Annotated in this window: 10 protein-coding genes; 8 read left to right on the top strand and 2 right to left on the bottom strand. The window is 71.2% G+C overall.

Going from position 1 to position 13,579, the window contains the following annotated elements; all coding sequences use genetic code 11:
* Positions 1–19 precede the first annotated feature (19 nt).
* The gene (locus ACTJJ4_RS04720) at positions 20–1,321 is read left to right on the top strand and encodes an APC family permease (RefSeq protein WP_440942228.1); all 1,302 of its coding nucleotides are present in this window, start codon (positions 20–22) and stop codon (positions 1,319–1,321) included.
* Between the two features lie 118 nt (positions 1,322–1,439).
* Here the strand turns inward: ACTJJ4_RS04720 and ACTJJ4_RS04715 are convergent, their stop codons facing one another.
* Positions 1,440–5,108 (bottom strand): multifunctional oxoglutarate decarboxylase/oxoglutarate dehydrogenase thiamine pyrophosphate-binding subunit/dihydrolipoyllysine-residue succinyltransferase subunit, encoded by a 3,669-nt coding sequence (locus ACTJJ4_RS04715; RefSeq protein ID WP_440942227.1) that lies wholly within the window; start codon positions 5,106–5,108, stop codon positions 1,440–1,442.
* Between the two features lie 164 nt (positions 5,109–5,272).
* Between ACTJJ4_RS04715 and ACTJJ4_RS04710 the strand changes: the two genes are divergently transcribed.
* From ACTJJ4_RS04710 to ACTJJ4_RS04700, 3 genes are all read left to right on the top strand, one after another.
* The gene (locus ACTJJ4_RS04710) at positions 5,273–6,733 is read left to right on the top strand and encodes a GuaB1 family IMP dehydrogenase-related protein (RefSeq protein ID WP_440942226.1); all 1,461 of its coding nucleotides are present in this window, start codon (positions 5,273–5,275) and stop codon (positions 6,731–6,733) included.
* A gap of 115 nt (positions 6,734–6,848) precedes the next feature.
* Positions 6,849–8,174, top strand: a complete 1,326-nt coding sequence (locus ACTJJ4_RS04705; RefSeq protein WP_440942225.1) for a hemolysin family protein — start codon at positions 6,849–6,851, stop codon at positions 8,172–8,174.
* On the top strand, positions 8,171–9,226 hold the full coding sequence (locus ACTJJ4_RS04700; protein ID WP_292702035.1) for a hemolysin family protein: 1,056 nt from the start codon (positions 8,171–8,173) through the stop codon (positions 9,224–9,226). Before ACTJJ4_RS04705 ends, ACTJJ4_RS04700 begins: the two co-directional genes overlap by 4 nt.
* Positions 9,227–9,290: 64 nt before the next feature.
* Here ACTJJ4_RS04700 and ACTJJ4_RS04695 read toward each other — a convergent pair whose 3' ends face one another.
* Positions 9,291–10,358, bottom strand: coding sequence for an NADH:flavin oxidoreductase/NADH oxidase (locus tag ACTJJ4_RS04695; RefSeq protein WP_440942224.1), 1,068 nt, complete (start codon positions 10,356–10,358; stop codon positions 9,291–9,293).
* 85 nt (positions 10,359–10,443) lie between these two features.
* Here ACTJJ4_RS04695 and ACTJJ4_RS04690 point away from each other — a divergent pair, with 85 nt between their 5' ends.
* From ACTJJ4_RS04690 to ACTJJ4_RS04675, 4 genes are read left to right on the top strand one after another with little or no spacing between them, the layout of a single operon-like run.
* On the top strand, positions 10,444–11,280 hold the full coding sequence (locus ACTJJ4_RS04690; protein ID WP_440942223.1) for an ADP-dependent NAD(P)H-hydrate dehydratase: 837 nt from the start codon (positions 10,444–10,446) through the stop codon (positions 11,278–11,280).
* Between the two features lie 46 nt (positions 11,281–11,326).
* Positions 11,327–12,556, top strand: a complete 1,230-nt coding sequence (locus tag ACTJJ4_RS04685) for a hypothetical protein (protein WP_440942222.1) — start codon at positions 11,327–11,329, stop codon at positions 12,554–12,556.
* 26 nt (positions 12,557–12,582) lie between these two features.
* The gene (locus ACTJJ4_RS04680; protein ID WP_285633448.1) at positions 12,583–12,900 is read left to right on the top strand and encodes a thiamine-binding protein; all 318 of its coding nucleotides are present in this window, start codon (positions 12,583–12,585) and stop codon (positions 12,898–12,900) included.
* 1 nt (position 12,901) lies between these two features.
* Complete coding sequence (locus tag ACTJJ4_RS04675) at positions 12,902–13,552, top strand: NUDIX hydrolase (RefSeq protein WP_440942221.1); 651 nt, start codon at positions 12,902–12,904, stop codon at positions 13,550–13,552.
* The last annotated feature ends 27 nt before the right edge of the window (positions 13,553–13,579 follow it).

Genomic DNA, 13,579 nt, shown 5'->3' with positions numbered 1-13,579 from the left:
CCGTGGCTATCGTGAGCGGGTGAGCATCCGCGAATCCGACCTCCGTGCACCCTCGTCCGGAGCGCCCGCCGGGCGGCTCGGCCTCGGGCCGGGGATCGCTCTGTACCTGGCATCCGTGCTGGGCACCGGTCTGCTCGTGCTCCCCGGACTCGCCGCGCGCGCCGCGGGGCCCGCGAGCATCCTGTCGGTGGCCATCGTGACCCTGCTCGCCATCCCGCTCGCCGGGACGTTCGCGGCCCTGGCTGCCCGGCATCCGGACCCGGGCGGAGTCGCCTCCTATGTGCGGCGGACGCTGGGCCCGACCGCGGCTCGTGCGGCCGGCTACTGGTTCATGTTCGGCGTCGCCGCGGGCGGCGCCGTGGTCGCGATGCTCGGCGCCCGCTACATCGCGACGATCGTCGGGATCGACCCCGGGATGGTGCCCGTCCTGGCCCTCGCGTTCCTGGCTCTGCCGTTCATCACCAACCTGTTCGGCGTGCGGGTGGCCGGCTGGCTGCAGCTGGTGCTGACAGCCCTGCTGATGGCCGTGGTCGTCACGGTCATCGCGGTCGCTGCTCCCGCCGTGCAGCCGGCCCGTTTCGAACCGTTCCTCACGCACGGCTGGGGTGGCGTGGGCACCGCGGTCGTGATGTTCGTGTGGGCGTTCGCCGGATGGGAAGTGGGCACGCACATATCCGGCGAGTTCCGCGATCCCCGGCGCACCATCCCGATCGCGACGGCGGTCACTCTGGCGCTGTCCGGCGCGAGCTACCTGGTGCTGCAGGTCGTCACGGTCGGTGCCCTCGGGGCGCGCGCGGGGGAGGGGGACGTGGTGCTGCTCGACCTGGCCAGCCTGGGCGGGCTGTCGGCGGCACCCGCACTCGTCGGCGCGGCGGCAGGGATCGTGGCGCTCGGAGTGATGAACGTCTACCTCGCCGCATTCGCGAAGCTCGGCGCGTCGCTGGCCTCGGCCGGTGACCTGCCCGCCCCGCTGGCGAAGGGCGTCGGGAACGGCGAGGTGCCGCGTCGCGCGCTGCTGCTGACGGGTGCGATCATCCTGGTCTACTTCACGATCGTGCTGCTCACCGGCGGGGACCTGCAACCGTTCATCCTGATCCACACCGCGAGCATGGTCGCCATCTACGCGCTCGGGATGGTCGCCGCCGTGCGCCTGCTCCCGCGCCGGACCCTCGGGCATCGACTGGCCGTGGTCGCGGCGGTGCTCACCGTGGCGATGCTGCCGCTCGCCGGCACCGCGCTGATCGTGCCGGTGCTGCTCGCCGGGGCGGCCGTGCTGGTGGGAGTCATCCGCGGACGCATGCGGCGGGACGTGCGCTCCTAGGCCGACGGTTCACCTCGCGTCCGAGACGCGCGAGCCGTCGAGGCTCGCGACCCCGCACACAGACGAAGGATGCCGCCCCTCGCGAGGAGGGGCGGCATCCCGTCGTATGCGGCTCGGCTCAGTCCAGCGTCAGCGCCTGCTTCAGCAGGGCGGCCTGCTCGGCCGCGTGCACCTTCGACGACCCGGTCGACGGCGATGCCGCGGCCGGACGGGACACCACGCGGAACTGCCGCGGGCCGGGGACCTCGGCGAACGCCAGGGCCAGGAACGGCCAGGCGCCCTGGTTCTCGGGCTCGTCCTGCGCCCACACCAGCTCGGCGTTGGGGTAGGAGTCCGTGATGGCCTTCAGCGCATCGATCGGCGTCGGGTAGAACTGCTCGAGGCGCACCAGGGCGATCTCGGGGTTCGGGTTCTTCTCCAGCTCGCTGGCGAGGTCCCAGTGGATCTTGCCGGCGTGCACGACGACGCGCTTGACGGCGGCGCGGTCCAGAGCGCGGTCATCGTCGATGACCGGCTCGAAGCGTCCCTGGGTGAAGTCCTCGACCTGGCTGGTGGCACCGCGCAGACGCAGCATGGCCTTCGGGGTGAAGACGATCAGCGGCTTGCGCGGACGCGTGTACGCCTGACGACGCAGCAGGTGGAAGTACGACGCGGGAGTGGAGGGCCGCGCCACGGTCATGTTCTCCTGGGCGCACAGCTGCAGGAAGCGCTCCATGCGTGCGGAGGAGTGGTCGGGGCCCTGGCCCTCGTAGCCGTGCGGCAGCAGCAGGACGACGCCGGACTGCTGACCCCACTTCTGCTCGGCGGCCGAGATGTACTCGTCGATGACCGACTGGGCGCCGTTCACGAAGTCGCCGAACTGCGCCTCCCACAGCACCAGCGCCTCGGTGTTCTCGACCGAGTAGCCGTACTCGAAGCCGAGCGCGGCGTACTCGCTGAGCAGCGAGTCGTACACGAAGAAGCGACCCTGCGACGCGGACAGGTTGGTCAGCGGCAGCCACTCCTGACCGTTCTCGCGGTCGTGCAGCACGGCGTGACGCTGCACGAACGTGCCGCGGCGGGAATCCTGACCGGCCAGACGCACAGGGGTGCCCTCGACCAGGAGCGAACCGAACGCCAGCAGCTCGCCGAAGCCCCAGTCGATGCCGCCGGTGCGGCTCATCTCCACGCGCTTGTCGAGCTGCTGCTGCAGCTTCGGGTGCACCGTGAAGCCGTCCGGCTTGTTCGCGTGCGCGTCGCCGATGAGGTGGATGACCTCGAGCGGCACGCCGGTGATCTCGGGCTCGCCGACCTGCGGGTCGACCTGGGTCAGCTCGGGCGCGATCGGGGTGGCACCGGTCTCGGCGGCGTGCGTCTCGGCGAACGCGATCTCCAGGCGGTTCTGGAAGTCGGCCTTTGCCTTGTCGTACTCCTCCTCGGTGATGTCGCCTCGTCCGACGAGGGCCTCGGTGTACAGCTTGCGCACCGAGCGCTTCGCCTGGATGAGGTCGGTCATCAGCGGCTGGGTCATCGACGGGTCGTCGCCCTCGTTGTGACCGCGGCGGCGGTAGCAGACCAGGTCGATCACCACGTCGCGGTGGAAGCGCTCGCGGTACTCGAAGGCCAGCTGTGCCACGTGGATGACCGACTCGGGGTCGTCGCCGTTCACGTGGAAGATCGGCGCCTGGATCGTCTTGGCGACATCGGTGGCGTACACCGAGGTGCGCGAGTCGGTCGGCAGCGTCGTGAAGCCCACCTGGTTGTTCACCACGATGTGCACGGTGCCGCCGGTGCGGTAGCCGCGGAGCTGAGACATCTGCAGCGTCTCGACCACGACGCCCTGGCCGGCGAACGCGGCGTCGCCGTGCACGAGGATCGGCAGCCAGGTGAAGGTGCCGATCGGCTTGCGGTCCTGCTTGGCGCGGGCGATGCCCTCGAGGACGCCGTCGACCGTCTCCAGGTGGGAGGGGTTGGCCGCGAGGTACACGGGCAGCTCGGCGCCGTCCTCGGCGACGAAGGTCCCCTCGGTGCCGAGGTGGTACTTCACGTCGCCGGATCCGCGCTGGTTGCCCGGGGTGAGCGATCCCTCGAACTCCCGGAACACCTGGCCGTAGGTCTTGCCCGCGATGTTGGTGAGCACGTTCAGGCGGCCGCGGTGGGCCATGCCGATCGCGGCACCGTCCAGGCCCGCGTTCGCGGCGCCCTGCAGGATCTCGTCGAGCAGCGGGATCAGCGATTCGCCGCCCTCGAGCGAGAAGCGCTTCTGGCCGACGAACTTCGTCTGCAGGAAGGTCTCGAAGGCCTCGGCCTCGTTGAGCTTGCTGAGCACGCGCAGCTGCTCGTCGTGGCCGGGCTTGACGTACTTGACCTCGACCTTCTCCTGGAACCAGCGCCGCTGCTCCGGGTCCTGGATGTGCATGTACTCGATGCCGAGGGTGCGGCAGTACGAGTCGCGGAGCACGCCGAGGATCTCGCGCAGCTTCATGACGCGCTTGCCGCCGAAGCCGCCGGTGACGAACTCGCGGTCGAGGTCCCAGAAGGTCAGGCCGTGGCTCTCGATCTCCAGGTCGGGGTGCGAGCGCTGCACGTACTCCAGCGGGTCGATGTCGGCCATGAGGTGACCGCGCACGCGGTAGGAGTTGATCAGCTCCTGCACCCGGGCCTGCTTGTCGACGCGCTCGGCGAGGTCGACGGCGATGTCCGCGTTCCAGCGGATGGGCTGGTAGGGGATGCGCAGCGCGGCGAAGATGTCGTCGTAGAAGCCGCGCTCACCGATCAGCAGCTCGTGCACCTTCTTCAGGAACTCGCCGGAGCCGGCGCCCTGGATGACGCGGTGGTCGTAGGTGCTGGTCAGGGTGATGACCTTGCCGATGCCCAGCTCGGTGAGCACCTTCTCGCTGGAGCCCTGGAACTCGGCCGGGTAGTTCAGGGCGCCGGCGCCGATGATGCAGCCCTGGCCCTTCATCAGGCGCGGCACGGAGTGCACGGTGCCGATGCCGCCGGGGTTCGTGAGCGAGACCGTGGTGCCGGCGAAGTCGCCGGCGGTCAGCTTGTTGTTGCGGGCGCGGGCGATGAGGTCCTCGTAGGCGAGGAGGTACTCGCCGAACGTCATGGTGTCGGCGCGCTTGATGCTGGGCACCAGGAGGGCACGGGTGCCGTCCGGCTTGGGGACGTCGACCGCGATGCCGAGGTTGACGTGCGCGGGCGCGACCACCGAGGGCTTGCCGTCGATCTCGGCGTAGAACACGTTCTGGCTGGGGAACTCCTTGAGTGTCTTGATCAGCGCCCAGCCGATCAGGTGCGTGAAGGAGACCTTGCCGCCGCGGGTGCGGGACATGTGGTTGTTGATGACGATGCGGTTGTCGATCATCAGCTTGGCGGGGATGGTTCGGACGCTGGTCGCGGTGGGGACCGTCAGCGACTGGTCCATGTTCGCCGCGAGGGTCTTCGGCATGCCGCGCAGCGGCGTGACCTTGTCCTCCTCAGCGGACTCCGTCTCCTCCTTGGCCTGCGGCTTGGGCGCCTGCGCGGGGATCGGCGCCTGCTTCGCGGGCTTCGTCGTGGTGCGGGCCACGGGCTGCGCGCCGATCACGGGGATCGGCGCCGTCACCGGCGCGACGCTCGGCGCGTCCGAGGTCCGCGCGGTCTGCGCCGCCGCGGCATCCGGAGTGTAGTTCTCCAGGATCGGCCACCACTCCTTGTCGACGGAGTTGCGATCCTGCTTGAACTGCTCGTACAGCTCGTCCACGAGCCACGAATTGGCTCCGAACCCCCCGTCGCCCCCGACGCCGGTCACCTGGTTCGACACGCTCTACCGCCCTACTTTCATCGCTGAAGCTGTGCATGCGGCTCGGCGGCGAGAGCGCGTCGGGTCGCACGTCTGTAACAGTCTCCCAGCCTAACGCCAATCGGCCGCCGGAATGCTCCCCGGTCGGGCGGTTCGCTGCGGGCGTGGAGGGGTAGCGTGACGATATGAAGTTCTCCGGTGAGCTGCCCGCAGTGGATCTGACCTATTCGGACGTCTTCCTGGTGCCGCGGCGCTCCGCCGTCTCCAGCCGGCTTCAGGTGGATCTGGCGCCGCACGACGGCACGCCCGCGACGATTCCGCTGGTGTCGGCGAACATGAACTCGGTGACGGGTCCGCGGCTCGCCGCGGCGCTCGCGCGTCGCGGTGGGCTCGGCGTGCTGCCGCAGGATCTGCCGCTGCAGGAGCTGGATGCCGCCATCCGCTGGGTCAAGCGCCAGCCCGTGCGCTGGGACACGCCCCTGGTGCTCTCTCCGCGGGCGACGGTCGCCGACGCGCTGCGGCTGCTGCCCTCGCTGCCAGGGCACGGCATCGTCGTCGCCGACCAGCGCGGCGGCGAGCCGCTGGAGCGCGCCGACGTCCGGGGCATCCTGCCGGCACCGAGGCTCGCGACGGCCCTTCCGGACGCCGCGCTCGGCGACCTGGTGCACGCAGGGCCGGTCGCGCTGGCCGCTGAGGACATCGGCGAGGGACGCGCGGCGTACGACGCGATCGACGCGGCGGATGCCGAGATCGTCCTGGTGCTCGATCGCGGGCACGTGGTCGGCACCCTGACCCCGCGCACCGCGCTGCGCTCGAGCCTGTACCGCCCTGCCGTGGACGCCTCGGGGCGCCTGGCGGTCGCGGCGGCGGTCGGCATCAACGGGGATGTGGCGGGCAAGGCCCGCGCGCTGGCATCCGCCGGTGTCGACGTCCTGGTGATCGACACCGCCCACGGACATCAGGAGGGGATGCTGCGCGCGCTGCAGACCGTCGCGGGGCTGGATCTCGGCATCCCGCTGGTCGCAGGCAACATCGTCACCGCCGACGGCGTGCACGACCTCGTGCGTGCCGGGGCGTCGATCCTCAAGGTGGGCGTGGGGCCCGGCGCCATGTGCACGACGCGCATGATGACCGCGGTCGGGCGCCCGCAGTTCTCCGCCGTGCTCGAGACCGCGCAGGCGGCGCGCGAGCTCGGCGCGCACGTGTGGGCCGACGGGGGAGTGCGCTACCCGCGCGACGTCGCGCTCGCGCTCGCCGCCGGTGCCGCGTCCGTCATGATCGGATCCTGGTTCGCCGGCACCATCGAGGCGCCGGGCGAACTGCTCCACGACGCCGAGGGGCGGGCGTACAAGGAGTCCTGGGGGATGGCGTCGACGAAGGCGGTGCAGGCCCGGTTCGAGCGACTGGACCCCTACGAGCTGGCCCGCAAGGAGCTGTTCGCGGAGGGCATCTCCTCGTCGATGATCTACCTGGACCCGCTCCGGCCCGGCGTGGAGGACCTGCTGGACATGATCACCTCGGGCGTGCGCTCCTCGTTCACGTACGCGGGAGCGGCCACCGTCGCCGAGTTCCACGACCGCGCCCTGGTCGGCCTGCAGTCCGCGTCCGGCTACGAGGAGGGCAAGGCGCTGCCGGTGAGCTGGTAGCGTCCGCGCGGCTCACAGCAGGATTCTGTAAGATCGTCCGCACCATGGACGACCCTCCTTCTTGCAGTCCCTCGCCCCACCGCCCGCTCCTCGCCCATAGCGAGGACTTCAGCTGATGGAATTCGTGCTGCTGGGCGTGGGGCTCCTCCTCATCGTCGGGACCGGCCTGTTCGTCGCCAGCGAGTTCGCGCTGGTGAACCTCGACCGTGCAGAGCTCGAAGCGCGCCAGGCGCGCGGCGAGTCCCGGCTGATGCTCACCATTCGTGCGCTCAAGATCACCTCGACGCATCTCTCCTCGGCGCAGCTGGGCATCACGCTCACCACGCTGCTGACCGGATACACCATGGAGCCGGCGATCTCGAAGCTCCTCGAGCCGCTGCTCGAGGCGTGGGGCGTTCCGGATGCCGCGGCCGTACCGGTCTCGGTCACCGTGGCGGTGCTCGTCGCCACCTTCCTGTCGATGATCATCGGCGAGCTGGTGCCGAAGAACTTCGCGCTCGCCCTCCCGGTGCAGACGGCCAAGCTGGTCATCCCGTTCCAGACGGCGTTCACCGTGGTGTTCAAGCCCGCCGTGCTGATGCTCAACGGCAGCGCGAACGCCGTGCTGCGCGCGATGGGCATCGAGCCGAAGGAGGAGCTCTCCGGTGCGCGCAGCGCCGAGGAGCTCTCCTCGCTGGTGCGCAGGTCGGCCAGCCAGGGCGTGCTCGAGGAGGACACGGCGACGCTGCTGGACCGCAGCCTCAACTTCGCCCGCCTCACCGCGGATGACATCATGACGCCGCGCCCGAGCATGCATGCGATCTCGGTGGGCGACTGCGCGGATGATGTCATCCGCCTGGCCCGCAGCACCGGGCACAGCCGCTTCCCGGTCTACGACGACGACCTCGACGACATCACGGGCGTCGTGCATGTGAAGGCCGCCGTGTCGGTGCCCCGCGAGAAGCGCCTCGAGGTGCCCGTCGGAGCGCTCAGCACGGAGCCGCTGCGGGTGCCCGAGACCGTGCACCTGGACGCACTGGTCGCCGAGCTGCGCTCGAAGGGGTACCAGATGGCGATCGTCGTCGACGAGTACGGCGGCACCGCCGGCATCGTCACCCTGGAGGACCTCATCGAGGAGATCGTGGGCGAGGTGTTCGACGAGCACGACCGATCCCGCGCGGGCATCGTCCGCCGGGTCGACTCGATCACCTTCCCCGGCGAGCTGCGTCCGGACGAGCTCCTGGCGCGCACGGGCATCGAGGTGCCCGAGGGCGAGGTGTACGACACCATCGGCGGCTACATGATGAGCCTGCTCGAGCGCGTGCCCGCCCTCGGCGACGAGGTGCGCATCGGCTCCGGCACTCTCACGGTGGTGCGCATGGACGGCAGGCGCGTGGATCGCATCCGCTACATCGCCGATCCCGCCACCGAGACCGACGACGAGACGGAGGCCCGCCGATGAGCGACTGGGCAGGCCTGGTGTGGCTGATCGTGCTGCTGCTCGCCAACGCGTTCTTCGTCGGCGGCGAGTTCGCCGTCATCTCCGCGCGCCGCTCGCAGATCGAGCCGCTCGCGGAGCAGGGCTCGCGCGCGGCGAAGACCGCGCTGTACGCCATGGAGCACGCCACGCTGATGCTGGCGACCTCGCAGCTGGGCATCACGATCTGCTCGCTGCTGATCCTGAACGTGTCCGAGCCGGCGATCCATCATCTGCTGGAGATCCCGATGCACGCGTTGGGCTGGGATCCCGCGCTGATCTCGGTGCTGGCCTTCGTGATCACGCTCGCCCTGGTGTCGTTCCTGCACGTCGTGTTCGGCGAGATGGTGCCGAAGAACCTGGCGTTCTCGGTGCCCGACCGTGCCGTGCTGATCCTCGCGCCTCCGCTGGTGTGGGTCTCCCGCGTCTTCCGGCACGTGATCGCGCTGCTGAACGGCTCGGCGAACCTGTTCCTGCGGCTGTTCGGCGTGGAGCCGAAGAACGAGGCGGCCTCGACGTTCACGATCGAGGAGGTCGCGACGATCGTCGACCGGTCGCGTCGCGAGGGCGTGCTGACGGACACCTCCGGCGCCGTCGCCGCTGCGGTCGAGTTCACCGACAAGAAGGCGCGGGATGTCGCCGTGCCGCTGGCCGAGCTGATCACCCTGCCGGACACCGCGACGCCCGGCGATGTGGAGAAGGCGGTGGCCCGCTACGGGTTCTCGCGCTACGTGATCGTCGACGACGAGGACGTGGCGATCGGCTACGTGCACCTGAAGGACGTGCTGCGGGCCTCCGAGGAGTCCGACTCGCACATCGACGAGCCGCTGCCCGCCAAGCGGATCCACCACATGGTGCCCGTGCAGGAGGACACCGACCTGGAGGACGCGCTCGCCGCGATGCGCCGGGGCGGACGTCACCTCGCGAAGGTGCGCGACTCCTCAGGGGAGACGACCGCGGTGCTGTTCCTGGAGGACATCCTCGAGGAGCTCGTCGGCGAAGTGCAGGATGCCACGCGTCGCGGCCACGGCCGCTGAGCACGGCACAGCGCGCTGAGCGCAGCGCGCGGCCGCTGAGCGCCGCCTCCGGGGGAGGTGGCGCTCAGCGCCAGCGTGCGCGCAGGTACTGCGGCGGCCAGTCGACCTCGGCGCCCAGCTCATGCGCCGCGCGCAGCGCGAAGTGCGGGTCGCGCAGCCACTCGCGGCCGGCGAACACCGCATCCGCTGCACCGGAGGCGAGCACCTCCTCGGCCTGAGCCGCGGAGGTGATCAGCCCCACCGCGCCGGTGGGCACCCGCCCGCCGGCGCGGACGATCTCCGCGAACGGCACCTGGTAGCCGGGGCGCAGCTGCACCTTCGGGTGCGCGATCGTGCCGCCGCTGGACACGTCGACGAGGTCCGCTCCGTGCTCGATCGCCCACCTGCCGACCTCCGCCGCCTCCTCGGGGACGAAGCCGCCTTCGGCGTAGTCGGTCGCCGAGAGCCGCACGAGCACCGGCAGATCGGGGCCGGCGATCTCCCGAACCGTTTCCACGATCCGCAGCAGCAGCCGGGCGCGGTTCTGCAGCGAACCCCCGTACTCGTCGGAGCGGACGTTCGACAGCGGCGACAGGAACTGGTGCAGCAGATAGCCGTGCGCGCCGTGCACCTCGAGCGCGTCGAATCCGGCATCCACTGCCCGACGCGTCGCGTCGGCGAACCCGGCGACGATGCGGTCGATGCCGGCGGCGTCGAGTGCCTCGGTGGGCGCGAAGCCCTCGAAGGGCACGGCGGAGGGGGCGACGGTCTGCCAGCCGCCCTGATCCGCGGGGACGGATCCCTGCTCCTCCGCCCACGGCCACCAGGTGGACGCCTTGCGACCCGCGTGGGCCAGCTGGATGCCGATCATGCCACCGCGTGCGTGGACGTCGGAGACGATCTCGGCCCAGACGTCGCGCTGCTCGTCGGTCCACAGGCCGGTGTCCCGCGGGGAGATGCGGCCCTCGGGCGTCACGGCGGTCGCCTCGGCGACGATGAGCCCTGCGCCGCCTGATGCGAACTGCGCCAGATGCGTGCGGTGCCATGACTGCGGCACGCCCTCCACGGCGCTGTACATGCACATCGGCGACACCCACAGGCGATTGCGGAAGGTGCGGGAGCGGAGGGTGAGCGGCGAGAACAGCAGGGTCACCCTACGACGCTACCGGCTGATGACAGGGGTGAGGGCCGTCCCCGATCCGGGGCGGCGCCCGGCGTCCGCGCGATAGCGTGGTCTCATGACGCGCGAGTGGACGCAGGCCGACACCACCGGCTTCCTGCGCGTTCCGGCGGCTGACGACGACAAGTACTCCCGCGGCGTGGTCGTGCTGCGCACCGGTTCCGCCGCCTACCCCGGTGCTGCGGTGCTGGGCGTGGAGGCGGCCTGGCGCGCCGGTTCGGGGTACGTCCGGTATGCGGGTGAGGCCGCGGACGCCGTGCTGGCGCGCCGCCCCGAGACCGTGGTGGGCTCCGATCTCGGACGCACCAGGGTCGACGCCTGGGTGATCGGATCGGGCACGGACGCCGCCCATCGCAGCGAGGAGGAGCAGGAGGCGCTGCGTCGCATCCTCGCCGGGGCCGCCCCCGTCGTGGTGGACGCGGGTGCCCTGGATCTCGCGCGCGGCGCGACCGCACCGTGCGTCCTGACCCCGCACGCGGGCGAGCTCGCCCGGCTGCGCGCGCAGCTCGGGCTCGCCTCGGGGGAGCGGCCCGCATCCGACGATCAGCGGATCGCCGAGGTCGTCGAGACCGCGCAGACGCTGGGATCCGTCGTGCTGTGCAAGGGATCCCGCACGATCATCGCGGCACCGGACGCGGAACCCATCCTGGTGTCGAACGGGCCGGGGTGGCTCGCCACGGCCGGCACGGGCGACGTGCTGGGCGGCGTGCTCGGCACCCTGCTCGCGGCCAACTCCGGAAGGCCCCTCGCCGAGACAGCGGCGGCGGCCAGCTGGCTGCACGGGCGCGCAGCGGCGATCGCGTCAGGATCGGGCGACGGCGCCGTCGGGCATCCGATCGTCGCCCTCGACGTCGCGGACGCCCTTCCCCTCGCGATCGCGGAGCTGATCGCGTGAGCGCGGCGCGGCGCGTGCGCGTCTGCGGCCGAGAGCCGGCCCGCGGATGACGCGGAAGTCCGGCCGCACCGCACTGCTGTGGGGCGCGTTCCTCGCCGCGCATGCGGTCGTCGCCTGGCTGGGCTGGGTGCTGCCCGCGCAGCCGATGGGCGATGTGGTGCTGGTCTATCAGCCGTGGTCGTCCGCCGCGCTCGACGGCGGCGCGGTCGTGGGGATCACAGAGAGCTGGGTGTACCCGCAGCTGGCGCTGGTGCCGATGCTGCTGGCGCAGCTGCTGGCGGTGCCGTTCACCGGCGCCCTGGGGCCGCAGGCCGGCTACCTGATCGGGTGGGCGCTGCTGGTCACGCTGTGCGACCTGCTCGGGTTCGCGGCGCTCGTCGGCCGCGGCGGCACCCGGCGCCGACGGATGGCCGCCTGGTTCTGGATCGGCGCACTGCTGCTGCTCGGCCCGATCGCCATGTACCGGATCGACGCGGTCACCGTGCCCGTCGTGATCGCAGGCGGGCTGTGGCTCGCGCAGCGGCCGCGGGTGGGCGCCGCTCTGCTCACGATCGGCGCCTGGGTGAAGATCTGGCCCGGCGCCGTGGTGGTCGCCGCGATCGCTGCCGGCCGGCGGTCCTGGCAGGTGCTGCTGAGTGCGGCATCCGTCACGATCGTGATCATCGGCGTGCTGCTGATGCTCGGCGCAGGCGGGAATCTGCTGGGGTTCCTCGGCATGCAGACCGGCCGCGGCCTTCAGATCGAGGCCGTGGGGGCCACGCCCTTCCTGTGGCTGGTCCTGGGCGGCGCCGCGCGCATCGAGTACAGCTACGAGATCCTCACCTTCCAGATCGCCGCGCCCGGGGCGGACGTGGTCTCCGCGCTGCTGACGCCGCTGATGGCGCTCGTCGTCGCCGGTATCCTGATCCTCGGCGTCGTCCGCGCACGTGGCGGAGCGGCGTGGCAGCGGCTCCTGCCGCCTCTGACGCTGGCGCTGGTGACCGGGCTGATGGTGACCAACAAGGTCGGCTCCCCGCAGTTCCACACCTGGCTGATCCCGCCGGTCATCCTGTGGATCGTCTTCGACCGCGTCCGATCGCGCACCGCGGCGCTGCTCGTCCTGGCGCTGTGCGCGCTCACCTTCACGATCTATCCGCTCACCTACGACCAGCTGCTGCGCGCCGAAGCGCTGCCCGTGCTGCTGCTCACGGCTCGCAACCTGCTGCTGGTCGTCCTGCTCGTCCATGCGGTGCGCGCCGTCGTGCGCGTACCGCGCGGATCCGCGACACCCACCTGAAACCACCCCGAAATCGGAGGACACCCATGCTCGTCGCCTTCTCAGTCGCCCCGTCCGGAAACGGCCGCTCCGGCGATTCCGTCCATGACGCCGTCGCCGCCGCGGTCCGCGTCGTTCGCGAGTCCGGTCTCGCGCACCGCACCACGAGCATGTTCACCGAGATCGAGGGTCCGGACTGGGACACGGTGATGGACGTCGTCAAGCGCGCCACCGAAGCGGTGATGCCGTTCGGCTCCCGCGTCTCACTGGTGCTGAAGGCCGATATCCGTCCCGGCTACAGCGGGGAGCTGGATGCCAAGATCGAGCGGCTCGAGGCGGCGATCGACGCCGCAGACCAGGACTGAGATGAGCGCCGACGGGGAGATCCGCGTCGCGGGCACCGCCGTCGTGCTCCGCGACGGACCGGAGGGCCTGGAGACGCTGATGCTGCGGCGCCCGTCGAAGGGCTCCTTCGCGGGAGCCTGGGTGTTCCCCGGCGGACGCGTCGACCCCGGCGACTGGGCGGATGCGGACGACGAGGCGGATGCCGCCCGGGCCGCGGCCGTGCGGGAGACGCGGGAGGAGACCGCGATCCGCATCGCCGATGTCACCCTGCTCTCCCGGTGGACGCCGCCGCCCGAGCAGCCCGTGAAGTTCCGCACCTGGTTCTTCCTCGCCCGCGACCTCGGCGACGAGGTGCGCGTGAACCCCGGCGAGATCGAGGAGGCGGTGTGGCTGAGCCCGAAGCGGGTGTTCGCGCAGCATGAGGCGAGCACCCTGACCCTCTTCCCGCCGACCTGGGTGACCCTGAACGGACTGCTCGGGCACCGGACGGTCGATGACGCGCTCGCCGCCGTCGGCGAACCGGCGCTCTACGCCACGAACCTGCGCGACGGCGTCGACGGCCGCTTCGCGCTGTGGGCGGGGGACGCCGAGCACGCGGAGGAGCCCGGGGGACCGGATGCCCGGCATCGGCTCCTGATGGGCACGCTGCCCTGGCGGTACGAGCGCCGCTGATGCGGCATCCGCTCGTCATCCCGTCTT

This window comes from Microbacterium sp. 22195 (assembly GCF_052056515.1).
In the GTDB taxonomy this organism is placed as follows: Bacteria; Actinomycetota; Actinomycetes; order Actinomycetales; family Microbacteriaceae; genus Microbacterium.
This window is presented reverse-complemented; position numbering and strand designations above follow the sequence as displayed.

What these genes read in the sequence shown, in the direction of transcription:
- ACTJJ4_RS04700 (WP_292702035.1), top strand. Translation starts at nt 8,171, where the DNA reads ATGAGCGACTGGGCAGGCCTGGTGTGGCTGATCGTGCTGCTGCTCGCC.
- ACTJJ4_RS04680 (WP_285633448.1), top strand. Translation starts at nt 12,583, where the DNA reads ATGCTCGTCGCCTTCTCAGTCGCCCCGTCCGGAAACGGCCGCTCCGGC.
- ACTJJ4_RS04710 (WP_440942226.1), top strand. Translation starts at nt 5,273, where the DNA reads ATGAAGTTCTCCGGTGAGCTGCCCGCAGTGGATCTGACCTATTCGGAC.
- ACTJJ4_RS04705 (WP_440942225.1), top strand. Translation starts at nt 6,849, where the DNA reads ATGGAATTCGTGCTGCTGGGCGTGGGGCTCCTCCTCATCGTCGGGACC.
- ACTJJ4_RS04685 (WP_440942222.1), top strand. Translation starts at nt 11,327, where the DNA reads ATGACGCGGAAGTCCGGCCGCACCGCACTGCTGTGGGGCGCGTTCCTC.
- ACTJJ4_RS04690 (WP_440942223.1), top strand. Translation starts at nt 10,444, where the DNA reads ATGACGCGCGAGTGGACGCAGGCCGACACCACCGGCTTCCTGCGCGTT.
- ACTJJ4_RS04675 (WP_440942221.1), top strand. Translation starts at nt 12,902, where the DNA reads ATGAGCGCCGACGGGGAGATCCGCGTCGCGGGCACCGCCGTCGTGCTC.